Below are 23,739 nucleotides of genomic sequence, written 5' to 3'. Positions count from 1 at the left end.
AGCTTACCTCTACCGTAAGGAAGAAAATCGGCCCCCTATTACCTAGATACGCGCATTTCGGACTAATTTCTCGCTCTCGCGCAGAAGTTCATCGCACGAGCCATTACAGGAATGAGGCCAGCTCAGACAGTCAGCTGATACAAGATCGGTACACAGCATCGGCAGCGTCGCTAATGGCGGAGTAGATTTCCGCCAGGTCCGCCGCTGTGACGCAATAAGGCGGCATCACGTAGATCGTATTGCCAAGCGGCCGCAGCAGCAGAGTTCGATCCTTAAAGAACACTCCAAGCTTCGGGCCGATACCCGCCAGATAGCCCGGATCGGTCGTCTTCAGATCGAGTGCTGTAATGGTCCCTGTCCGCCGAACGTTCGCAAAGCGGGAGTCGCTCCGAAATGGCTCGAGTTCCTGCTCTTGCAACTTGGCGATCAACGCTACTTGGTCGCGAGTGTTCTTGTGCCGCCAGAGATCCAAGTTAGCGCTTGCGGCGGCGCAGGCTACTGGATTCGCAGTATATGAACTCGAATGAAAGAAGGTACGCGTACGATCCTGTGAATAGTGCGCGTGGAAAATTTCCGCGCGACAGAGTGTCACCGCAAGTGGGAGCGCCCCACCGGTGAGACCTTTGGAATAGCAGGCGATATCGGGCGTGACATTGGCTTGCTCGCAAGCAAATAGTGTACCGGTGCGGCCCCAGCCCGTCATGACCTCGTCAGCAATCAACAGAACGTCCGAGCGCTCGCAGATTTGCTTCATTTCTCTGAGCACCCAGGCTGGGTACATCAGCATTCCGCCCGCCCCCAAAATCAGTGGTTCGACGATAAAGGCAGCCGGCCTTTCCTTTCGGCAAATAGAGTCGAGTGCATCGAGAGCCGCCTGCTCATGGCCTTTCGCCGGGAACGGGATCGTTGTAACGTCAAACAGAAGTGGCCCGTAAGCTGCGTTGAATACGCTGCGGGCACCGACCGACATCGCCCCTATGGTGTCACCGTGATAGGAATGCTCCATCACGACAATGCGCGACCGATGCTTGCCGATATTATGCCAATAGCCAAGGGCCATTTTTAGAGCGACTTCCACGCTTGTGGAGCCGCTGTCGGAAAAGAAGACATGATCAAGCCCATCGGGCGTGAGTTTCAACAGTTGTGCCGCAACTTCCTCGGCCGGATCATGGGTGTAACCGGCAAAGATGATCTGGTTGAGCCTGCCTGCCTGCTCTTGGATCGCGCTCACAATTCGTGGATGACAATGACCATGCGTCACGACCCACCACGATGAGATTGCATCGATGATACGAGATCCATCCCTAGCGTAGAGGTAGGCACCATCGCCACGCACGATCTCCGTCATCACGTCGTGAAGCGCGTGCTGCGTGAACGGGTGCCAAATCGGTGACTTCCTCTTTGGTCTCATCATTTGAAGTCATCAGAACGGAACGAGGCTTTGAATGCGGCCTGCAACGTGTTTGCCGTTAAAGGAGAAAGCTGGGGCAATCGCCCTAACCATCGCACCCGCCCGATCTCGCAAATTGCACTCTCAGTGTCAGAATTCTTTTCGCCAATGAAAGCAATTCCGAGGATTCCGATCCGGCGCTGTCGCAGAGCCTCTATATTCAGTAGCGAGTGATTGATTGTGCCGAGCGCCGTCCTTGCACAAAGCACGATCGGAAGCTGCCATCGCTCGAAGATGTCAATGTAGAGAATATTCTGCGTCAGCGGGACCATGAGCCCACCGGCGCCCTCGATCACGAGCGGCCGTTTCCCGGTATCCGGTACATGGAGCCAATCCGTATCGATCCGCACTCCGTCGAGTTCCGCGGATAGATGCGGCGAGGCAGGCGTTCTAAATCGGTAGAACTCCGGCACAATCTGATCGGGCGAGAGACGTCCCAACCGTGCGACGAGCTGGGCATCCGTCTCTCCTTCGAGGCCAGCTTGAACCGGTTTCCAATAGTTCGCGCCAAGAAGATTGGCGAGGCCTGCAGAGAACACACTCTTTCCAATTCCGGTGTCGGTGCCCGTCACCACGATGCGCTGATTCACTGAGACCAGCTCCTCGTATCCTCTTTAAGTGCATCTAGCATTAATCGGACGTCGTCTTCCCCGACATTCAGTGTGATTGAAATTCGGAGGCGGGCCGTCCCCGCTGGCACGGTTGGTGGCCGGATCCCACGGATATCGAAACCGCGCGCTTGCAGCGCAGAAGCCAAGGCCATTGCACGGGCATTGTCTCCAACGATGTAGGGGACGATCTGCGAGTCCGAAGGACTCCGAAGACCTCGTGCGCGGATCTCCCGATGCGTGAATGCGACAAGGTTGGCCAAATGCTGCTGCCGCTCGGGTTCCTCTCGCAGGATCAAGAGCGCTTCTCGAACGGCGACGGCCATCAAGGGCGAGGGGGCGGTAGCGAAAATAAATGGGCGGCAGCGATTAACCAAGAAGTCGCGCAGAACGCGCTGAGCAGTCACGAGTGCGCCGGCGGCCCCCAGGGCTTTGCCACAAGTATGAACCACTAAGAGATTCTCGCGCTTCTCGTAGGGCGCACTGAGTCCTCGTCCGCGCTCGCCGTAAACGCCGGTGGCATGAGCCTCGTCAATCATGAGGAACGCGTCGTGCCGGTCGGCGATCGCTACCAGATCCGTCAGAGGCGCGAAATCGCCATCCATACTGTAGACACTTTCGACGACGATCCAGACGCGCCCGACCCCGCCATTTGCCCGCCACTCACAAATCGTACTTTCGACGGACTGCGGGTCGTTATGTATGCTGATCCGAAAATCGGCCCGACTGGCTCGCGCACCTTCATGAATGCTTGCGTGCACGAGAGAGTCCAGAACCAGCAAGTCACCCCGCTGCGGCAGCGTAGTAAGCACGGCGAAATTTGCAACATAACCGCCGCCAAAGAAGAGGGCAGTCTCCGCTCCAAAAAACTGAGCCGCTTCAGCTTCGAGCCTTTCATGCTCCTCGCAATTGCCGCGCAGAAGCCGCGAACCGCCGGCTCCGATGGGAGTTTTTCCCGCCTCAAGCGCGGCTGAGATAGCATTCTTAATACGCGGCGCCGTCGCGAGCGCCAGATAATCATTGGATGCGAAATCAACCCCCGCGCGCGGCGTGAGGCCGCGGAGCCGTTCAGCTTCTTTTAGAGCCTGCAAACCTGCAACATAGACGTCGCCCTTGGCCGCATAGTTTGATTTCATTTGTTACTCCCGCTCCAATTGCGCAATCCTTCATTGGCTGCAAAGCGTCAGCTTCCGCCTGCAGGTTCTTGAGCCCCACAATATTTGACACTCCTAGACGGCAAGTGCGACGCGTGGGTCGAAGAGCTGGGCGTCTTCCTCCTCGAATGAGACATATACAACGATATGGCTTGTAGCCACACGTGGCGACGCACACAGTTCAGATCGGCATCGGCCAGGGAAGCACGATGAACAGTGGCTTTCATGGGCTTTGTACATAGCCAAGCTGAGGAGGCGCAGGATCCCAGGCGCTTCGTTAGGCAAGCCCCGAGGTGATGCCTAGCCGGTGCAGCAAGTGCGCGTCGCGGTCACGCTGCGGATTCTTGGTTGTCAATAGCACATCGCCAATGAAAAGCGAATTTGCGCCGGCCAAAAAGCACAGCGCCTGCAGTTCATCGGTCATATACTGCCTTCCGGCAGACAAGCGCACCACGGTCTTCGGCATCATGATTCGAGCGGTCGCTACTAGGCGCACCATAACGATCGAATCGGGACGCTCCGCAGTCTCATTTACTGGCACGCCCTTAACTTCATTCCACAGGTTGATCGGCACGCTTTCGGGATGGCTTGGAAGATTGGCAAGCAGCACCAGCATGCCGAGGCGATCCTCGGCGCGCTCGCCCATTCCGATAATGCCGCCGCAGCAGACTTTGATCCCGGCCTCGCGCACATACGCAAGCGTGTCGATGCGATCCTGTAAGGTGCGGGTGGTGATGATCTTGCCGTAAAACTCCGGCGAGGTGTCGACGTTATGATTGTAGAAGTCGAGCCCGGCTTCGGAGAGTCGACCGGCCTGCTTGGATGTCAGCATGCCGAGCGTGACACAGGTTTCCATCCCGAGCTGTCTGACTGCGCTAATCATGTCGCAGACTTGATCGAGGTCACGATCTTTTGGACTGCGCCACGCCGCGGCCATGCAGAAACGGGTCGCGCCAGCGTCCTTGGCGCGTTGCGCAGTGGCTATCACATGGTCGCAATCCATCAGGCGGGTGGCTTTCAAGCCGGTGTCGTAATGCGCGCTCTGCGAGCAGTAGCCGCAGTCTTCTGGACAGCCGCCCGTCTTGATGCTGAGCAGGCTTGCGGTCTCGATGTGGTTTGGATCGAAGCTCGCCCGATGAACGCTCTGGGCCTGAAACATCAGGTCAGAAAATGGCAGGCCATAAAGCGCTTCAGCCTCGGCGCGCTCCCAGTCATTACGGATCCCCGCCCTGCTACCGCTGCCGCTGCCGCTCTTTTCAAGTTTCACAGCAGGGATCATTCTACTTATTCCTGTTACAATAGAGAATCAGATTGCTTATCTATTGTGTTGTCTATGTGATCAGCGGGGTAGCTGATCTCCCGGCAAAGCATAAGATCCTACCGACACCTAAAGACAGCGGAAATTTCGCCGGACTTGCAGAAAATCTGCAAAATGAGCGGCGCCTGCTGCCGATTTCGGCCCTGAGTTCATGAGTGAAACTTTGATAGAATGGCTCGCTCACTTCCGACGTCAACTGCGTCGGACGATGAGGAGAGAACCGAGACCAAACCTCGCGATTCCCGTGCTCGGAATCGATCCCGGCACAAATAGCCTCAGCTTGGGCGGTTAGTGTGAAGGCAGCGTCGTTTCTGCGAAGATGACGCGAGAGGGTATCGCCGGTATGCAGTCTCCCGATCAGCACGCCAGAACCCACGCATGAATTGAACCCAGAGCCGGCTCCGCAAATTTGAACAAGACGATAAGTGGAGTTTCTGCCTGAAACGCGGCGATAATCGCCGTGAACAGGAGAGACCATGAACAGACGATCGCGCCGGAACCACACACCGGCGTTCAAGGCGAAGGTGGCGCTTGCCGCCGTCAAGGGCGACCGGACGATAGCTCAGCTTGCCGAGCAGTTCGACGTCCACCCCAATCAGATTACGGCGTGGAAGGCGCAGTTGGAGGGTGGCGCTTCCGGGGTCTTCGGCTCTGGGAGCATGTCGCCTGCCGCGCCTGCGATCGACGTGAAGTCGCTGCACGCCAAGATCGGAGAGCTGACGCTGGAGAACGATTTTTTAGAAGAAGCGCTCACCAAGGCGGGATTGCTGAGCGCAAAGCGATGATCGACCGTGAGCACGATCTGTCGATCACCAAGCAGGCGGAGATTCTGCAGATCAGCCGCGGCAGCGTTTATTACCTGCCGCGTCCGGTGCCGGACGCCGATCTCGCGATCATGCGGCGTCTCGACTGGCTGCATCTGGAGTTCCCTTTCGCCGGTTCGCGAATGTTGAGAGGCCTGCTGGCTGCCGAGGGGTGCAAGATCGGCCGCCGGCATGTCAAGACGCTGATGCGGCGGATGGGGATAGAGGCGCTCTATCGCCGTCCGCGCACGACTAAACCCGAGCCCGGCCACAAGATCCATCCGTATCTGCTGCGCGGCATGGAGATCACACGGCCGAACCAGGTCTGGGCGATGGACGTCACCTACATCCCGATGGCGAGTGGGTTCGTCTATCTCGCCGTGGTGCTGGACTGGGCAACACGCCGGGTTTTGTCGTGGCGGCTGTCGATCACCATGGAAGCAGCCTTCTGCGTCGAGACGCTGGAGGATGCCTTGGCTCGTCACGGCAAGCCGGACATCTTCAATACGGATCAGGGCTCCCAGTTCACCGGACAGGCTTTTACCGGCGTGCTCGCCGACAACGGCATCGCGATCAGCATGGACGGCAAGGGCGCATGGCGGGACAACGTGTTCGTCGAGCGGTTGTGGCGCAGCGTCAAATACGAGGAGGTGTACCTACGGGCCTATGATAGCGTCAACGAGGCGCGCAATTCGATCGGCCGATATCTCGACTTTTATAACAGTAGACGTCCCCATTCGAGTCTTGACGGCAGCACGCCCGATCAAGCCTACTTCACCTCGCTGCCGCTCCGCCTGGCAGCATAACCCCGGCAGACGCTCCACTTATCGATGCGCAGATTCTGTTCAGACAACCGGGACCAGCTCACCCCACCTTCGAGGGGCGACAAGTGCACCTGTTGCTTGCGTCGGAGCTACGGGAGTAAAACGACGCCGGGTGGCGAGCATCTCTGCTAATAACTACTACTCTGTTCGCGGAACCGCGGCTTAGTATCGCGCGCGCCTGCGTTATGCTTATCGGGACGTGTGCGTTGACGCGCAGTGTGGTCGAACCAGCCCTCGGCACCGATGCGGTCGGCCCACCGGATCTCCGGGCCGAGGATGATATCGATCGGTTGATCGCCGAGCCGATGTTTGAGGGGCGCGGTAAAGGCGCCGCCGGCTTCCTCCTGTATGATCCGCGCGTGAGCGCCAGATCAGGCGACGAGCACCTTGTGCGCATCAGTCCTTGAGCGATGGCGGAAGCAGAAACTCACTTCGGCCGCATATTGCCGTGCAAGCGGACGGCCGATGCCGCTGCTCGTTGGCGCCAGGAGATAGGCGAGCGGTGACGCCTAATAACCGCTTAAGGCGGAAGTCGCGGACAATCTCAAAGCAAGGCTGATTATGCCTAATTTGCTACGCTGAGCGCGGCATACCGGCCGCGGGGCTGAGTTCGATTAGAAGCTGAACTCAATTCAAGCAGCCGCGAAGGAGCGCGGATCGCTGCGGTTCATGCACCAACAGCGTCCAGTCGATCGAGCTCGTCGCCAGCAAACGGGACACCCAGCGTGGCGTCTCCACGTGCGTGATAGTCGACGAAAGGAGATGTGGTCCGGGTCGCATCCTGCACGAACCGACGTCCGGCGCCACCGACTCACGCTTACTCGAGGCGCACGCTTGATGGAGCGTACCAGCCGTTCTCAGACGCTGCCGGCGCTCTCAACGAAGATGCAAAGGGGTCACCGTCGTGGGACGGAAACCGCATTCCCTTCACGGGTCTTGACGACGGCTCCAAGAGACGCAATTCCGGTCGAAAGCTTGCGGACCTAAAGATCGCGTGCCGATACTGCGTCTCTCGCCGTGCTTATGATATCATATTCACGAAAACTCACCAGCTGAAGAGGCGGCTTGCGTGTTGTCAACCGCCTCCAGTCCTCTCACTGCTTGATCCAGATGTTCTTCAGGCTGAACTTGCCGTCCCATGCCAACAACGAGTTCAGGTTTTGGATCTTCTTGGGAGCGGCGACATACGCCACCGTGTAGAGCATCGGATGCCACAGCGCCTGACCAAGCACGATGCCATTGATCTTCGCGTAGATTTCCTTTCGCTTGGCCTGATCGTAGGTCGATGCGCCTTGCTGAATCAGCGCGTCCAGCTCGGCATTCGCCTGCTTGCTCGGATTGTAGTAGCCACCGCTCTTCAAGTTCGTCGATGCGATGATGTCCGGCTCGGGATAGCGGCTCCACGATGTCAGGTACAGCGGTGATACCTTGGCCGCAAAGAACTTCTCAGTAGCCGTTGCGAGCGCCAGCACCTCAACGCTCGCCTTGATGCCGACCCGGCCGAGCTGAGCGCGCATGATCTCGGCCGTCTGCTGCATCAGCGGATCGGGGAAGGTCAGGATCGTGAGTTCGAACCCATTTAGCTTGCCGGCCGCTACCAAGGCCTCCTTCGCCTTCTTTAGATCATACGATATATGCGCCGGACTCGATTGATAGATCAAGGTGTTGACAGGCCACATGCCGGAGTCGGCAACGATGGCCTTGCCGAGGTATACCGCCTTGTTGATGTCCGCAGGGTTGATCGCATACGCCACCGCGCGGCGCAGGTTGATGTCGTTCATCGGCGCGATGTCGGGATTGAAACTCAGGAGAGACGCCACCCCTGCTCCCTCCATCTTTTCGACGTTAAAATTCTTGTCCGCAAGAAACGCATCGACTTCGCGGTTCGGGAGAACGGCGATATCGATCTGGCCCGTCTTGAGCGCCGAAACGAGAACGGTTGGATCCTTGATGACTTCGATCGTGATCTCGTCCAGGTAAGGCAGTTTGTTGCCTGCCTTGTCCCTGCCCCAGTAGTTTTCGTTGCGGACCATGCGCACGAAGCTGCCGGTGACGACCTCTTTGATCTTGAACGGCCCGGTGCCGGAAGGGTTCCAGCCGTAATCCTGCAACAGCTTTGTAAATGCAGTCGGCGAACTCATCGCGCCGCCGCGGTCCGCAAGCAGGGCGAGGCCCGACGCCCATGGACCGCTGAGGTTGAACTTGACCTTGTAATCGCCGAGCACCTCGACGGAGCTGATGATGGCCATGTTGCTTCGCGGCGTCGCTTTTGTCGCCGCATCGAGAATGCGGTCGATGTTCTTCTTCACGGCATCCGCATTGAATCCAGTGCCATCGTGAAACTTAACGCCCTCACGCAATGTGAAGGTGATCGCGTGCGGGTTCTCGGAAATCTCCGATGCGGTCGCGAGCGATGACGATGCATCCGGGGCACCCGACTGGTCGGCGTCGACGAGTTGATCGAATATCTGACGAAAAAAATATTGGTCACCCCCCGAACGCCCGGCGATGGGATCAAGCGACGTCGGCTCATAACCGTATCCGACTCGCAAATGTCCGCCGAACTGCGGCGTCTCCTGCGCGGCCAGCGGCGCCGAGGCGAGTAGACTGAGCAGCATTGCCACGGCGCCATTTCCGGATAGAAAATTACGAAACGCTCTCATTGCGTTCTGCCTCTCTTATTTCAAAACTCGGATTATAGGGTCTCAATGACGACAAGGAAGTCGCCCTCGGCAATTTTTGCGCGGGCTCAACGCGCACCGAGGTGAATACTCCAGGCCACTTGGACGCGACCGGACTCTTCATCTTCATGGACCAGGATCACAGCTCGTATTGGCAAGAGACGGTCCGACCACTGGGATCGATTGAACGATTCCCGCAAGCTCGCTTTTAATTTCGATACTCGCCATTCTGTCACGCCTCAACTGTGTCTATGCCGGTGTGTGGGAAGGCTTTAGCCTCGTGAGCTCGGCGGGTGGTAGTAGAACAGGGCTTATGCTCGATATTGGCATGCTATCCGGATGTTGATACCGATTAGTGCAAAAGATCCCGTGACGACGCTTAAACTGTGCGCCTGCGCGCGTGTATCGACGGATTTCGCCATAACTGATTATCCGTTGTGCCGGCGGCACCCCAGCCATCGGGAGGGTGATCAGGAATGCTAGACATCTCCACGCGCGAGGAGGCTGCGGCAGCGTTCAGCCGGATTGCGGTTTGCGTGCACTTGCGCCGTCTCGGAACGCAGATCGCCGATAGGGATGGAGGAGATGTCAAGACACCGCCCGTTTTGCTGTGGGGATTTCGGAATGTGAAGGCGCTGTCATCCTGCAAATATGACGCAAGAGGAATCATCGAGCCCACCGCGGCGCGCACGATCTAGGCCGCACCTCGAAGTACAGGCCCAAGGCGAGCCTGAGCCGCCGGAGTACGTGCAGGCGTAGCTGAAGGCACAATATATCGGATGCAGAGGCGATAAAGTGGACGACCGATGCGGTTGGTGTTGTGAAGAACGAGGCGTAGCTCGAACGACAGGATGCTACACGAGATTCGTGAGCAATACGTGCGATGCGCACTGGGTTATAAAATCGGTTGGGCGCCCAAGAGTGTGCCGACTTTGTAGTTGACCGCTCAGACTGGAGAGGACTGGGTTCGCTAGGGAATCGTCTCACGCGGTAGTCAGGAAGGGGCCGCTGATGGCCGGCGGAAGAGGGTGCGCCGCGTAGACCGCCCATATCGGTTCGCATCCCGTCGGTACGCAGTATCCCGACTAGCACGCACTCGCGCGAACAGACGCGTGCGAGCCCAGGCGTACCGCTGTTGGGCGCGGACCATCGAGCCTGGGTTCGCGGCTGCAAGAGTATCAATCGGCACCCGAGCCAGCATCGCTGCCGATCGCCACTCCTCTGTTCGCGGAACCGCGCCTCAATATCGCGCGCCCTGCGCTATGAGTATCGGGAGGAGGCGTTGATGCACAGCGTGGCCAATCGACCCCTCGGCATCAATACGATGGGCCAGCCGGATCTCCGGGCTGAGGATGCATGGTGTGATCAGGATTGTTGATAGGTCCATCGTCGCGCCTACGTTTGAGGGACGCGTTAAAGGCGTCCTCGGCTTCTTCCTGCATGATCCGCATGAGACGGTCAGATTAAGCAGCGATCCTTCAGCGCGTTCGTCCTTACCCGCTCAGCCCCCGTCGGCCACGTATTGCCGCGCGGGGGACGGCCGAGGCGCCCATGATCGAAACGGTAGCGGGGCATCTCGCGCCCTGGCACGCACCCGCCCCGCGGAGAGGGCGAGTTGAGTGCGAGACGCTCCGCCATCGAGATGTCGTAGATCGGGAGGCCAAGGTTGCCGCGCATCGCTGACGTGATCACCGGGAAATCTGCAAGTGAAGAGCAGGGCGCGAAATTTTAGGTTCTGGAGGATATCGGCACCGCTAAATCGCCAGCGGGTGGGGTGCGGTCTGTCTCATGCCTCGAATGGAAAAAGTAACCGTCCCACATCTTTCTCCCGTTCGAATCGCCCGGTGCAAAAGATCTAATCGCCGCGCAGCCAGCGGCATTCATGGCCGCTGGCTAATCAATGCACGAAAGCTCCACATGGCCCCGCCACGTGCACAATCTCAGCGAAAAGAGCCCAACGATTGGAGAATCCGACCTCGCGCGCCCGCCTATGATCGAACGCGCGGCCTCTCCCAACAACCGATAGCATTAGGCGCGATGCGAGTAATTGCATTCCTCGATCATCGTGCCCGGCACGATCAATTCGCGCCACGGTTGCGACAATTCCGCTCATCCGCGAACGGAAGCTCCACTCTCATTTTGTTCCTAGGAGACCACCATGCATGCTTGGCTACGCGAGAACCCGACCGGCGTCGACGCGCTGAAATGGAAGGGAGCTGCCCACGGCGCAGCCGAAAGCAGGCGAAGTGCTCCTTGAGATCAAGGCAGCGAGCTTGAATTTCGCCGACCTGCTGATCGTCCAGAATAAGTACCAGCACAAGCCGGAGCTGCCCTTCGTGCCCGGCAGCGAATACGCGGGCAGGATCGTAGCAGTGGGCGAAGGCGTCACGCACGTTGCGCTAGGGCAGGACGTCGCGTGTCTCTGGGGCACGGGGGGATTCGGCACGCACACGATCGCACTTGCGGCGCTTTGCATGCCGTTGCCGCCGGGTATGACGTACGTCGACGCGGCTGCATTCATCATGACTTACTCGACATCCCACCACGCCCTTCTCGATCGCGGCCAGCTGAAATCAGGTGAGACCTTGCTCGTGCTCGGCGCCGCGGGTGGCGTGGGCACGGCCGCTATCCAGATCGGCAAGACTGTAGGGGCGCGGGTGATCGCCGCCGCATCGACCGACGACAAGTGCGAGCTGTGCAAGGAGCAAGGCGCCGACGTCGCAATCAACTACTCGCAGGTAAACCTGCGCGAAGCAATCAACGCCGTAACGGGCGGCAAGGGCCCGGACGTGATCTACGACCCGGTGGGCGGCGGTTTCGCCGAACCCGCGTTCCGCTCAATCGCATGGCGCGGGCGCTATCTCGTGATCGGTTTCGCTGCTGGTCCGATCCCGTCGCTGCCGCTCAACCTCCCACTGCTCAAGGGCGCCGCCATTGTCGGCGTGTTCTGGGGTAACTTCGCGCGCAATGAGCCGAAGGCAAACCAGGCGATGATCATCGAACTCGGCCGTTGGTACGAGGAAGGAAAAATAAAGCCCGTGATCGATCGCACGATGCCGATGGCCGAACTCAAGGCTGCGTATGCACAGATGGGTTCGCGCAGCGTGAAGGGCAAGCTCGTGATGGTGAATTGAAGTCAGCAGCCGACCTACCGAAAAGGACCTGCACGAAACCAGTCGCGCGTACGTCGAATAGCTCTTCTCGCCGAGACAGGCGGGCAAGTTCGGCAATAGTTTGAGGGCGCAGCGCGGCGGCGACGAGCGGCGGAGCCAACCCTGAACCGACATCATGAACCCGAGGGTGGGGGACAGTTCTTCATGACGCAAGGGGGCAGTTCCGGACAGCGTTTGACAGCCTGTCGAGGACACAATTAGAACCGACCCCGATCTGCGCTCAATCATCCGCGGCACGCACATCGAGATTATTGTTGAGAATCTTTCGACACTGCTCGCCGGGATACCCGACGTCGGACCGCAGTACGGTTTGCTCGCAAGATGCAAACGAGTCTATCGGTGCATCCGAACGCTTCGAGAGCACGATTCGAGGCTCCGCAATGCGTCTTTCGACGAGATATTCGCTGCCGCTTCTGTCGCACTGCCCCGACCGTCGTGTATCGATCAAGCACATTGCCTGAAGAGATCACCACGCGCATGCCGTGCCGGTGAGCTTTTCGTAATACTACACGGGACTGTGCGCAATTGGCTCGCCCTCAACGGCGATATTTTCCCAGGGCGCTGGCGCCGCTGTATCGCGATGCGCCGCAGGCCGACACTCTTCCAAAGACTGCTGCAAGGACGCCCAACGCCCGATGGTTTATGTGAGACCATCCACAGCAACTTAGCTGCAGCGCCCCGCTTCTTTTGACGCCTTTCACTCGCTAGCAGGCGACAGGAAGGGCCACTCAGCCTCGCGTACTACACAGCCCATGCTGTTCGTGACCAAGTGGACTCGAAAGGCGGCTATTAACGTATCTAAAAACTGGCAAGTCACGCGGATGCAGAACATCTTCGCCACTTCAAGAAAACTGTGGAATTTCCGCGTGCTCATGCGTCTGAATGCATCAACAACATCTGAACGCTCACTACACTTAAGTCTTCGTGGGATTTAAACGGCTCGGTCCAAGAAAATGGCGGCAGGTAAACCTTGTGCCGGAATCGAATTTTGGCAGCCTGGGAAGCCGCCGAATGAGTCAGTTCGACCACTTCATCGGCACACGTCCCGTGACCGAGCAGCACCGCTTCGATGTCGAGGTGCTCACGGCTTGGCTGCAAGCCAACATTGACTGCCCGCAGGGCCTGCTCACGGTGGAGATGTTCAAGGGCGGGCAGTCAAATCCCACGTACAAGTTGAACACGCCATCGCGCAGCTACGTGATGCGTGCCAAGCCCGGGCCAGCGGCCAAGCTGCTGCCATCGGCGCATGCCGTCGAGCGCGAGTTTGCGGTGATGAGCGGCCTGGCGGGTACCGAGGTCCCCGTGCCGCGCATCTACATCTTGGGCGAGGACGAGTCGGTCATCGGCCGCGCATTCTACATTATGGAGTACATGCAGGGCCGCGTGCTGTGGGGCCAGAGGCTGCCCGACGCCACGCCTGCGCAACGCGGCGAGATCTACGACGAGTTGAACCGGGTCATGGCCGCGCTCCACACCGTCAAGTTCGCCGAGCGCGGTCTGGCTAATTACGGCAAGCCCGGCAACTACTTGGAGCGCCAGATCGGTCGCTGGAGCAAGCGGTACAGGACGTCCGCCGACGGCGCGGGCCCGATGTCCCGGCCGATCCCCGAGATGGAGCGGCTCATCGAATGGCTGCCTAACCACATCCCCGCTGCGGCGCGCGATGAAGGCAAGGTCTCGATCGTCCACGGCGACTTCAGCCTGGACAATCTGATGTTCCATGCCACCGAGCCGCGAGTGATCGCGGTGCTCGACTGGGAGCTGTCGACGCTTGGCCACCCTCTCGCCGACTTCAGCTACCACTGCGTGGCCTGGCGCATGTCCAACTGCTCCTTTCGCGGCATAGGCGACCTGGATTTGTCTGGGCTCGGAATCCCGCAGGAAGTCGAATACATTCGCCGTTACTGCGAGCGCACGCAGCTCATAACGCCCGAAGAGCTCAAGGCGGACTGGAATTTCTACATGGCCTACAACCTGTTCCGGCTCGCGGCGATCTTGCAAGGTATCGCCAAGCGCGCCGAAGCCAGCACGGCCTCGAGCGCGCAGGCGGCCTCTTCTGGCGCAAACGCGCGACCGCTCGCCCAGATGGCCTGGCAATTCGCCGAAAGGGCCTGAACCGATCACTCCTCGATGCATCCATGGGTATCAGCTCACCGTGTCCAGGACAGACGAGATCTGGCTTCGTCGCCTGTATTACCTTCGCGCAGCGGCGATGCATCTCCAACTGGAAACTGTTGCGCATGACAGTCGACTGGACGGCGACGTCGCGCTCAATTCTTCCGGCGAGGAATAAATTGTCACCTCCGAAGACGACCCGCTTGCCATCAATCTTACCGAGGACGACCGCGTGGTATTCGGTTTCGCCGGCGTGATGAACCTCGAGTTAACTCCTCTCCAGTGAAATGCCTCGCCGTCGCGCAGAATCCGCTGCACATCGATCGGCTTGTGGAAGCAGCGTGTGGTGCTGGCCCACGGAGCCGGATTGGTAATGACCGCAGCGACACAATCGAGAGCCCAGCACTGCGTGCCGAAATGTTTTTGCAGGAACGGTATGCCGCAGACATGGTCGTCATGAATGTGGGTGGGAACGACGAGTTCGATTGTCCCGCACCCCATGATCATCGCGCAGTTGGTCGAGATGATGCTCGATGGAACGCAGAGGCTGCGTGCCGTCGTGAGCGTTACTGAAATGGAGGTGCCCACGGGGGCCAAGCCGTAGTCGATCAGAATCGCGTGGCCGCTTCCGCTCAATACAATGTAGAAGTTGGAGCAGGTGTATGGTCCGGCCCACAGCAAATGCTCCGAAATCGATCGCAGCCTGCTCTCACGAATCGGTATTCCGGACCGACGTAAGCAGCCTACCTATGCAAGCGGGTCTCTCGAGGCTCGACTCAAGCTTTACAATATCCGCCTTTACTTCGCTGATCGGCTCGCCATGCCAGGGAAACGCGGTCTTGATATTTTCCTTCTTGAGAGCCAGGATCGACAGCATTGTAACTCGACGCCGACCAGATCGCTGTAGCTGTATTCCATGGCATGCAGTTGATAGAGCTTTCCGCCGCTGGTCATGAGATCGCCGATAAAGGCACCTTTCTTGCCGTCCACTTCCGCGTTTAGGCAGACCATGCCGTAAGTATGCCCAGTGGCCGGCAGCACGCGGAACTTGTACTCCTTCCAGACAAAGGTGCCGTAGTCTTGCACGGCATCGACCGGAAGATTCTCCGCTAGCGAGAAAAACGTGTTGCTGTCGTTATAGTTGTCGTAGATGCCCCGAGCCTGCCAGCAAGCGTCGAGGTTATCGAACAGGTGGCGTTCGATTTCAGGCACCGCAATTTTTGCTCCGGCCTGCTTTACGACGGGCGTGCCCCAGCACTGATCACGGTGGTGATGCGTATGCAAAACCCAGTCCACCCGCTCGATATCGAGAGCGGCAAGATGCTTGCATGACGCCGGATGCTGGATCGATGAGCAGGCACTCGGTGCCGCTTTTCAGAATGTAAACGTTGCAGGTATCCCGAAATTCCCAGAGGTGTTCGGAGCGCTGGATCAGAGCCATCTCATTCCCTATCCTAGTGCGCTCGCCCAGTCCGCACTGCTCGACGATGGGATGGCCATATATCCATAAACCCCGCCGTCGGCGCAACCTTTAGGACTGCGATCCACCTTATAACAGGTTCATTCGGCCGAGCCGCTGCTGTTCGATTCCTTGGGGCGCGAACAACAGCGAAGCTCCTTCTGGCATCCTCCCTCAAGGAAGATACGGAATTGGTGGTCTGCCGAGTTGGTTTCTCAGAATACGCTGCGCGTCCTCGACAAAGTCGCACAAGAGCGCTCTTGTTTCCCGCGGGTCGATAATATCCTGCCCAGTGGCCTCCGCGGTCCTAAAGGGTGAGGCGATCGCATTCAGCCTGGACTCGATCTCCCTTCGTTTCGCTTCGGGATCAGGTGAAGCCTCGATCTCCCGGCGGAAGGCCGCTGACACTCCACCCGCAATGTGCATGGAACCCCAGCATGCCGACGGCCAGCAGTAACGTCGGAACATCCCGGACGGCCGGTGATGACATTGGCCTCCGACCCCATAAAGCCGCCCAACCACAACCGTACACCAAGGCATCTCACTCAGGCAGACAGTGGAAACTAGGCGCGCTCCCGCCCTTTCAATTCCCTGTTTTTCCGATTCAAGGCCAACCTGAACGCCAGGCTCGTCAGCAAGCGAAATCAACGGAAGATGAAAAGTATTGCAAAGTTGCATCAGCCGGATGGCTTTGCTGCCAGCAGCGACATCTGTCGCGCCGCCGTTTACCATGGGATTGTTGGCCATGATGCCGACTGTGTAGCCATTCAGCCTCGCGAGCCCTGTGATCCGAGAGCGCCCGTAGCGCGGCGCGATCTGGAAGAAAGAGCCCCTATCGACAATTAGTTCAATCAGCTTTTGTGCGTCGAATGGCCTACGGCGATTGCGCGGCACGATCGAGAGCAGCGCTTGGTCCGCACGCGCGGGCGGATCGCCAGTTATCACACGCGGTGCCATTTCATCGACGCTTGACGGCAAATAACTCAGGAACTTGCGGATCTGAGCGAATGCGTCGTCTTCGGTTTCAGCCAGGTTGTCGATACAGCCACTCACGTTGACATGAATGGCATCGCCGCCCAGTTCTTCCTTGGTGATGTCATAGCCGACAGCGGCCTTGACGACTGGCGGACCGCCAGGAAACAAGTGGCTGATCCCTTTCACCATGACACTAAAGTGCGATAACACTGCCGAAATCGCCGCATACCCTGCTACGGAACCGAGCAGCGCTGAGGTAACAGGAACGAGCGAGAGGAGCCTAACTTCCGGCGCGTGATATAGGTTGCCGTCAGGTAGGTAAGTCCGGCCAAGCTCGTCAAAAGCGCGCACACCGCCGCCTGCGGTGTCGAGCAGCCGGACCAGCGGCAGACGCCACTCTGTGGCTCTGGCGCTGGCAGACATCTCTTGCCCCAATTGTCCCGTCGCCGTCGCGCCTGAGCGGACGGTGAAATCACTCGCCTGCACGATGGCCTTGCGCCCGTTGATATGGAGCGTCCCTTCGACCTCCGGCTTTGGAACGAAGCTGACGAGCTTGTCGTCTTTGTACTCCCCAGTGCCGACCAATCCTCTGAATTCACGGAAGCTATCCGGGTCGGCCAGTCTGTGAATTCGCTCGCGAACCGTTAGTTTCCCGCGCTGGCGTTGCCTCGCGACGCCTTCCGCGCCGCCCATCTGCTCGGCGAGTTTCTTGCGCCGATTCAATTCGGCGACTTCTTCAGTCCAGGACATCTGTATGCTCCAGCAGGGTCTACTTGGGGGTTGCAGGTTGCCGCAGGTGACACGACACGACACGGCCCGGCGTCACTTCAAGAAGTGGTGGACTTTCGACCCTGCAGCGTCCAAATGCGTATGGGCAGCGTGGATGAAAATGACAGCCGGAAGGACGGTCGATGGGGCTCGCTACATCGCCCTGCACGATCGTCCGGCTTCGCTCGACTGTCGGATCTGGAACAGGAACAGCGGCCAAGAGGCTTTCAGTATAGGGATGTAGTGGATTACCGAACAGCTCGCGCTTGTCGGCGAGCTCGACGATTCGGCCGAGATACATTACTGCAACGCGGTGGCTGATGTGTTCGACCACAGCGAGGTCATGGGCTATAAACAGGTAGGAGAGATTGAGTTCGTCCTGGAGGTCGCGCAGCAGATTGATGACCTGAGCCTGAATGGAGACGTCAAGCGCCGACACGGCCTCGTCGCAGATGATGATTTTCGGGTTAAGCGACAGTGCTCGCGCGATTCCCAGCCGCTGGCGCTGCCCGCCGGAAAATTCGTGCGGATAATTTTCCATTTGCGCCGGGCGCAACCCCACTTTCTGGAACAGCTGGGTTACGCGCTCGCGTAATTCCTGCTTCGATAGCTTCGCATGAATCTTCAGGTACTCGCCGACAATGTCGCCGGCTTTCTGGCGAGGATCGAGCGAAGAAGCCGGGTCTTGGAACACAATCTGCATGTTGCGCCGGTGCGGCCGCAGTTTGCGGTTGCTGAGTTTTGTGATGTCGTGACCACCGAGAACGATGCGACCCTCGGAGGGTGTGATCAGCCGGAGTATAGTTCTGCCGACGGTCGACTTGCCGCAACCGCTCTCGCCGACTAGACCAAGCGTTTCGCCTTGCGAAATTGCGAACGAAACACCGTCAATGGCATGGACATGCCCATCGACGCGACTAAACATGCCGCGTCTGATCTCGAATCGCTTTTGAAGATCAACCACCTCCAGCACCGGGGCGGTCACTGAGGGAGGTCCGGACGGTGCGGCAGCCGGCGTTGTACGCGCATTCATGGTGTGGCCTGTTGAATCGCAGTAGACTTCCAGCATGCCACCCAATGACCGGGGCCGACTTGCTCGTAATCGGGCACTCGTTCGCGACAGATGTTTTCCGCTAGCGGGCATCGGGGCGCGAACGAGCAGCCCGTAGGCAACGCGGTGAGGGGAGGCACGATGCCGGTGATTTCGAATAAATGCGGCGAGGGGCCTTCCGGCTCGCTGACGCTCGATCGCAACCGCGGCATCGCTTTCAACAAGCCGCGCGTATAGGGATGCCTCGGCTGCGCAAAGAGCTGACGCACCGGCGCCTCCTCGATTTTGCGTCCGGCATACATGACGATGACGTTGTCGGCAGTCTCGGCGACCACGCCGAGATCGTGCGTGATCAACAGCATCGCCGTGCCAAGACGTCGCTGCAGGTCGCGGATCAACTCCAGCACCTGGGCCTGAATCGTTACGTCCAGCGCAGTCGTCGGCTCATCGGCAATGATAACTTTCGGATTGCAGGACAGCGCCATGGCGATCATGGCGCGCTGCCGCATGCCGCCAGAAAGCTGGTGCGGGTACTCACGCGCCCGTCGCGCCGGTTCAGGGATCCGCACCAGCGTCAGCATGTCTACCGCCTTCAATCGCGCTTCCTTTTTTGAAAGCCCCTGATGGCGGCGAATCACCTCTGCGATCTGGTAGCCGATCGTCAACACCGGGTTTAACGACGTCATCGGCTCCTGGAAGATCATGGAGACGTCGTTGCCGCGAACGTCGTTCATCTCCTTCTGGCTGAGCTTGAGCAGATCTCGCCCTTCAAGCAGCAGCTCGCCGCCGCTTATCCGCATCGGCGAGTTGAGTAGCCGCATGATCGAGAGTGCGGTAACACTCTTCCCCGATCCGCTCTCACCGACGACGCAAAGGGTTTCACCCTTGCGAACGGAAAGCGACATTCCGTTTACGGCCTTGACGAAGGCTCCAGGAGACGCAATTCCGGTCGACAGGTTGCGAACTTCAAGGATCGCGTGCCGATCCTGAGCCTCTCGCCATTCTGACGATTTCATATTCACGAAAGCTCACCCGTTGAGGAGGCGGCTCGCGTGCCGCCAGCCGCCTCCGGCTCTCTCACTGCTTGATCCAGATGTTCTTCAGGCTCATCTTTCCATCCCAGGTCACCAGCGATTTCAGGTTTTGAACTTTCTTAGGAGCAGCGACGTATGCCGTTCCATAGAGCATCGGATGCCACAGCACTTGGCCAAGCACGATTTCGTTGATCTTGGCGTAAATTTCTTTGCGCTTGGCCTGATCATAGGTCGATATGCCTTGCTGGATCAGCGCATCCAACTCGGCATTCGCCTGCTTGCTCGGATTGTAGTAGCTACCGCTCTTAAAGCTCCTAGACGCGATTTCGTCCGGCTCCGGACTGCGGCTCCACGATGTCAGGTACAGAGGCGATGCCTTGGCCGAAAAGAATTTCTCCGTGGCCGGTCCGACTGCCAGTACCTCAATATTCGCCTTGATGCCGATCCGCCCGAGCTGGGCACGCAGGATCTCAGCCGTCTGCTGCGTCAACGAATCTGGGTAGGTGAGGATAGTGAGTTCGAAGCCATTTGGCTTGCCGGCGGCTGCCAAGGCCGCCTTCGCCTTCTTCAGATCATACGACGCGAGCGCCGGACTCGGTTGATAGACCCAGGTCTTGACAGGCCACATGCCGGAATCGGCGACGATGGCTTTGTCGAGGAAGACTGCCTTGTTGATATCCGCCGGGTTGATCGCATGCGCCACCGCGAGGCGCAGGTTGATGTCGTTCATCGGCGCGATCTCCGGATTGAACACCAGGAGAGAGGCCAAGTTTTGACCTTCGATCTTCTCGACCTTGAAATTCTTGTCCGCAAGAAACGCGTCGACCTCGCGGTTCGGGAGATAGGCGATATCAATCTGGCCCGTCTTGAGCGCCGAAGCGAGGACGGTTTCGTCCTTGATGATTTCGATGGTGATCTCGTCCAGGTAAGGCAGTTTGTTGCCTGCCTTGTCCTTGCCCCAGTAGTTTTCGTTGCGGACCATCCGCACGTAGCTGCCGGTGACGACCTCCTTGATCTTGAACGGCCCGGTGCCTGAAGGATTCCAGCCGTAATCCTGTAGCAGCTTTGTGAGTGCGGTCGGCGAGCTCATCGCGCCGCCGCGGTCCGCCAGCAGCCCGAGCCCCGACGCCCATGGACCGCGCAGGTTGAACTTGATCTTGTGGTCGCCGAGGACATCGACGGAGCTGATGATGGCCATGTTGCTTCGCGGCGTCGCCTTGGTCGCCGGATCGAGAATGCGCTCGATGTTCTTCTTCACCGCATCAGCATTAAAGGGCGTGCCGTCGTGAAATGTGACGCCCTCACGCAATGTGAAGGTGATCGCGTCCGGGTTCTCGGAAATGTCCCACGCGGTCGCGAGCGACGACGATGCATCCGGGACACCCGCCTGGTCGGCGTCGACGAGTTGATCGAAGATTTGACGGAAGAAATAGTGGTCGCCCCCCGAGCGCCCGAGGACCGGATCGAGCGACGTTGGCTCGTAACCGTAGCCGACTCGCAAATGTCCGCCGTATTGCGGTTTCTCCTGCGCGGCCAGCGGCGCGGCGGCGAGTAGACCGAGCATCATTGCTACGAGACGTAGTCCGGATCGAAAATAACGACATTCTGTCACTCTTGTTCTCCCTCTCTTCATTGTCCCAAAACCGGGGACTATCGGGTCTCAATGACGACAAGTACATCGCTCTCGGCAACCGTTGCGCCGCGCTCAACGCACACTGCGGTGACCACTCCGGCCCACCTCGACACGATCGGAATCTCCATCTTCATGGACTCCAGGAGCACAAGCTCGTCTTCGACAGCGACGGTCTGTCCGACCGCCGGGAGCGATTGAACGATGCCTGCAAGCTCGCTTTTGATTTCGATTTTCGCCATTGTTGTCAGACCTAAACTAGGTTTACGCCGATGTGCGGCTCGGCGTTAGTTTCAAGAGCCGCGATCTCTGATTTTGGTTGCGAGAGCATGCGTCGAAGAGACGTTGGAGCGAAGGTGATTACGCCATCATCCACTAGCTCTTCATAGGCGGCGCGCTCGAGCCCGAGATGCTTTTCAAGGATCATCCAGCTGTGCTCGCCAAGGAGCGGTGCTGCGGTGCGGGCACCGAGACGCCCGCCGTCTTGCATGATAGCGATGCCTGCTTGGCGCTGTGGTCCAGATATGTCGCGAATGAGGTCGATAAAAAAGCCTGTCGCGATGAGGTGCGGGTTTTGAACAATCTCCTCAGTGTGCAGGACGGGCGCCGCCGCAATACCAGCCTGTTGGAGTATAGCTGCCGCTTGATGTGGCTCCTGCTTTTTCGTCCAAGCTACGATAGCAGCATCGATGTCATCATGGCGTTGCCTTCGTGAAGCAGCCGAGTCGAATGCGGCCTCGCCAATCCAATCGCTGCGTCCGACTACGCGTGCGAGGCTTGTGAACATCTCTGTGCTCTCGACAGCGACGGCGAGCCAGCGGTCCTCCCCTGCGCATGGATAGATGCCGTGCGGCGCAAAGAGCGAATGCCGGTTCCGCCGTCGCAATGGAGCGGCAGGATCGAGTTGATATTGCAGCAGCGCCGGCGTCGCGAACTGCAGCATGGATTCCACCATGCTGATATTGACGTATTGCCCCTCGCCGGTGCGGCGCTTGTGAAAAACCGCCGTAAGAAGCGACGCACAGCCATAGAGCCCGCCTACCGGATCACCGTAGGCCATATGGGCCATCGTCGGTGGTGTCCCCGGACTGCCCATGAAATGGGGAAGCCCTGACCCCTGTTCCAACGTCGAACCGTATGCACGCGTGCTTGACCAGGCGTTGCCGGTTCCAAACCCGGACATTGAGGTCATGACGATGTTGGCGTTCACCGTGACGAGATCGGTGTACCCGAGGCCCAGCTTATCCATTACTCCGGCAGCCTGGTTCTCGATGACAGCGTCCGCCTTGGCGACAAGTGCGAGCGCGAGCTTCTTGCCCGCAGGTTTCGTGAGGTCGAGGGTGATACCGCGCTTGCCGCGGTTAAGTCCGCAGTAATGCTTGGTCGCCTCATATTGCTTCGCCGCGATATATTCCGGCGTCCAGTTCACGCCGCGCCACCAATCGGGATAGCGTCCCGCCTCGATTTTCAGAACCTCCGCGCCCAAGTCGGCAAGCAACCGGCTCGCCATCGGTCCGGCCCACCCCATTGTAAAGTCCGCAACCGTGAGGCCCGACAACGGCAAGTCATCCTGGAGTGCTCCACCTTGCGGCTTTTGAGCAGTCCCCCCCAATTGAGCAATTAGCTTGCCGTCAACTGCGTTGAGTATTGTATGCGTCGGCGTCTTGCTGAGACTGAAGGGGGTGCGAGGCACCTTGAGCTGGCCACTCCGCGTGGACAGCATTGCAAGCGACTCCCGCGCCGCAAAGATTGGATGGCTCAAAATTCCTGCGGCGTCGGGCACCATCACGATCGGCACCCGATAGCGGCGGCCACGTTCGGCCCAATGCTCAGCTCTTCCCGCGCTGAGGGCACGAATCATGGCCTGTTCGACTTCATCGAGCCGCTCAAACCGCAACTGTCGTGTCGCGAGCTTTTCGTCGGCCCCTTCCTTTTCCATCCCCAGGACGACGCAGAGCGATTTCCATTGATCTGGCGTCGTCGCAGTGATCCCAACCCAGCCGTCCTTGCAGGGGTAGATCCCAACCGGACCAATGGGCGAGAAGCGATTGATGCCCTGTCGCTTTATCGGCGCACCGTCTTGTTCAACGTAATACATATGCATTTCGCTGACCACGAGGTTTGCCTCAAGGATGCTGAGCTCGAAACTCCGGGTAACTCGGGCCGGCTTCGCGAGCATTGCGGCGAGCGCCGCGATATAGGCGGTGACTCCGCCGATCATCGTCGCGTGACGGTCGCCTGCATGCAGAGGCGGTCCCTCCACCGGTCCCGCGAGATGAGGCATCGCGGTCAGAGCCTGAATGACAAGATCGCTTCCCTCCCACCCCTTATAGGGTCCCTTACGGCCGAACCAGGTTAGATCGATGGCTCCCCTCTTAGGGTTGACGTCGCACGCGCGGAATTTGGAGTCTTCACCGATTAACGCGAGGTCGGCATCTCGGCACAGACGTTGAATTGATTCCAACTCCAATGCAGCATCGGACATCGACTTGTTGGCAGACAAGTAGGCGGAAAAAGCAAGTTCTGGGTCGGTCCGTTCACGCGCGATCGTAGGCGCATCGCCAATCATCCTGACGGCCGTCACCGATGCTCCTGCATCTGCAAGCAGCCGACCGCAATATGCGCTCGCTGCTCCGCTGCCGATTTCGATCACTGTCATGCCTGCTAAGGCGCTTTGATTTTTTGATTGCATTCTT

16 protein-coding genes are annotated in these 23,739 nt (G+C 58.8%); 4 read left to right on the top strand and 12 right to left on the bottom strand.

Features of this window, described 5'->3' with window-relative positions; translation table 11 throughout:
* Nucleotides 1-130: 130 nt before the first annotated feature.
* The 4 genes from BRA1417_RS0110600 to bioB all read right to left on the bottom strand — a co-directional run bounded on the left by BRA1417_RS0110600 (nt 131) and on the right by bioB (nt 4,491).
* Nucleotides 131-1,411 (bottom strand): adenosylmethionine--8-amino-7-oxononanoate transaminase, encoded by a 1,281-nt coding sequence (locus BRA1417_RS0110600; protein ID WP_027515794.1) that lies wholly within the window; start codon nt 1,409-1,411, stop codon nt 131-133.
* A complete protein-coding gene (gene bioD / locus BRA1417_RS0110595; RefSeq protein WP_027515793.1) occupies nt 1,411-2,040 on the bottom strand; it encodes a dethiobiotin synthase in 630 nt (209 codons plus the stop codon). Before bioD ends, BRA1417_RS0110600 begins: the two co-directional genes overlap by 1 nt.
* Nucleotides 2,037-3,194, bottom strand: a complete 1,158-nt coding sequence (locus tag BRA1417_RS0110590; RefSeq protein WP_027515792.1) for an 8-amino-7-oxononanoate synthase — start codon at nt 3,192-3,194, stop codon at nt 2,037-2,039. The genes bioD and BRA1417_RS0110590 overlap by 4 nt, the downstream gene beginning before the upstream one ends.
* A gap of 295 nt (nt 3,195-3,489) precedes the next feature.
* Nucleotides 3,490-4,491, bottom strand: a complete 1,002-nt coding sequence (gene bioB / locus BRA1417_RS0110585; protein WP_027515791.1) for a biotin synthase BioB — start codon at nt 4,489-4,491, stop codon at nt 3,490-3,492.
* A 515-nt stretch (nt 4,492-5,006) separates the two neighbouring features.
* Here bioB and BRA1417_RS0110575 point away from each other — a divergent pair.
* Together BRA1417_RS0110575 and BRA1417_RS0110570 are read left to right on the top strand one after the other, a co-directional pair.
* Nucleotides 5,007-6,139, top strand: a protein-coding gene (locus BRA1417_RS0110575; RefSeq protein ID WP_156948675.1) for an IS3 family transposase whose coding sequence is annotated in 2 segments (ribosomal slippage) — nt 5,007-5,262 and nt 5,262-6,139 — 1,134 coding nt in all. Because the reading frame shifts where the segments join, the coding sequence is not laid out codon by codon here.
* A gap of 224 nt (nt 6,140-6,363) precedes the next feature.
* Entirely contained in the window at nt 6,364-6,564 is a 201-nt protein-coding gene (locus BRA1417_RS0110570) for a hypothetical protein (RefSeq protein ID WP_156948674.1), read from the top strand.
* 687 nt (nt 6,565-7,251) lie between these two features.
* Here the strand turns inward: BRA1417_RS0110570 and BRA1417_RS0110565 are convergent.
* On the bottom strand, nt 7,252-8,775 hold the full coding sequence (locus BRA1417_RS0110565; protein ID WP_027515787.1) for an ABC transporter substrate-binding protein: 1,524 nt from the start codon (nt 8,773-8,775) through the stop codon (nt 7,252-7,254).
* Nucleotides 8,776-11,054: 2,279 nt separating this feature from the next.
* Between BRA1417_RS0110565 and BRA1417_RS39905 the strand changes: the two genes are divergently transcribed.
* Nucleotides 11,055-11,972, top strand: a complete 918-nt coding sequence (locus tag BRA1417_RS39905) for an NADPH:quinone oxidoreductase family protein (protein ID WP_198034915.1) — start codon at nt 11,055-11,057, stop codon at nt 11,970-11,972.
* A gap of 1,050 nt (nt 11,973-13,022) precedes the next feature.
* Nucleotides 13,023-14,126, top strand: coding sequence for a phosphotransferase family protein (locus BRA1417_RS0110545; protein ID WP_027515785.1), 1,104 nt, complete (start codon nt 13,023-13,025; stop codon nt 14,124-14,126).
* A gap of 798 nt (nt 14,127-14,924) precedes the next feature.
* Here BRA1417_RS0110545 and BRA1417_RS0110535 read toward each other — a convergent pair.
* From BRA1417_RS0110535 to BRA1417_RS0110500, 7 genes are all read right to left on the bottom strand, one after another.
* Entirely contained in the window at nt 14,925-15,473 is a 549-nt protein-coding gene (locus tag BRA1417_RS0110535) for an MBL fold metallo-hydrolase (protein ID WP_084462177.1), read from the bottom strand.
* Nucleotides 15,474-15,759: 286 nt separating this feature from the next.
* Nucleotides 15,760-17,310 (bottom strand): acyl-CoA carboxylase subunit beta, encoded by a 1,551-nt coding sequence (locus tag BRA1417_RS39900; protein WP_035968432.1) that lies wholly within the window; start codon nt 17,308-17,310, stop codon nt 15,760-15,762.
* A gap of 19 nt (nt 17,311-17,329) precedes the next feature.
* Nucleotides 17,330-18,313, bottom strand: coding sequence for an ABC transporter ATP-binding protein (locus BRA1417_RS0110520; RefSeq protein ID WP_027515782.1), 984 nt, complete (start codon nt 18,311-18,313; stop codon nt 17,330-17,332).
* A 44-nt stretch (nt 18,314-18,357) separates the two neighbouring features.
* Entirely contained in the window at nt 18,358-19,395 is a 1,038-nt protein-coding gene (locus BRA1417_RS39895) for an ABC transporter ATP-binding protein (RefSeq protein WP_051448308.1), read from the bottom strand.
* Between the two features lie 61 nt (nt 19,396-19,456).
* Nucleotides 19,457-20,977, bottom strand: coding sequence for an ABC transporter substrate-binding protein (locus BRA1417_RS0110510; protein WP_198034810.1), 1,521 nt, complete (start codon nt 20,975-20,977; stop codon nt 19,457-19,459).
* Between the two features lie 86 nt (nt 20,978-21,063).
* Nucleotides 21,064-21,285, bottom strand: a complete 222-nt coding sequence (locus BRA1417_RS0110505; RefSeq protein WP_027515780.1) for an acetyl-CoA carboxylase biotin carboxyl carrier protein subunit — start codon at nt 21,283-21,285, stop codon at nt 21,064-21,066.
* An 11-nt stretch (nt 21,286-21,296) separates the two neighbouring features.
* Nucleotides 21,297-23,735, bottom strand: coding sequence for a CoA transferase (locus BRA1417_RS0110500; protein ID WP_084462175.1), 2,439 nt, complete (start codon nt 23,733-23,735; stop codon nt 21,297-21,299).
* Nucleotides 23,736-23,739: the final 4 nt, after the last annotated feature.

Origin of the sequence: Bradyrhizobium sp. WSM1417 (assembly GCF_000515415.1) — a bacterium.
Taxonomy (GTDB): domain Bacteria; phylum Pseudomonadota; class Alphaproteobacteria; order Rhizobiales; family Xanthobacteraceae; genus Bradyrhizobium.
Note: the sequence above shows the minus strand (reverse complement) of the source record. Positions and strands in the feature narration are given on the sequence as shown.

Bases quoted from the DNA above. Each gene is read 5' to 3' on its own strand.
- BRA1417_RS0110600 (WP_027515794.1), bottom strand. From the start codon at position 1,411: ATGAGACCAAAGAGGAAGTCACCGATTTGGCACCCGTTCACGCAGCAC.
- BRA1417_RS0110590 (WP_027515792.1), bottom strand. From the start codon at position 3,194: ATGAAATCAAACTATGCGGCCAAGGGCGACGTCTATGTTGCAGGTTTG.
- bioB (WP_027515791.1), bottom strand. From the start codon at position 4,491: ATGATCCCTGCTGTGAAACTTGAAAAGAGCGGCAGCGGCAGCGGTAGC.
- BRA1417_RS0110565 (WP_027515787.1), bottom strand. From the start codon at position 8,775: ATGCTGCTCAGTCTACTCGCCTCGGCGCCGCTGGCCGCGCAGGAGACG.
- BRA1417_RS0110545 (WP_027515785.1), top strand. From the start codon at position 13,023: ATGAGTCAGTTCGACCACTTCATCGGCACACGTCCCGTGACCGAGCAG.
- BRA1417_RS39900 (WP_035968432.1), bottom strand. From the start codon at position 17,310: ATGTCCTGGACTGAAGAAGTCGCCGAATTGAATCGGCGCAAGAAACTC.
- BRA1417_RS39895 (WP_051448308.1), bottom strand. From the start codon at position 19,395: ATGAAATCGTCAGAATGGCGAGAGGCTCAGGATCGGCACGCGATCCTT.
- BRA1417_RS0110510 (WP_198034810.1), bottom strand. From the start codon at position 20,977: ATGCTCGGTCTACTCGCCGCCGCGCCGCTGGCCGCGCAGGAGAAACCG.
- BRA1417_RS0110505 (WP_027515780.1), bottom strand. From the start codon at position 21,285: ATGGCGAAAATCGAAATCAAAAGCGAGCTTGCAGGCATCGTTCAATCG.
- BRA1417_RS0110500 (WP_084462175.1), bottom strand. From the start codon at position 23,735: ATGCAATCAAAAAATCAAAGCGCCTTAGCAGGCATGACAGTGATCGAA.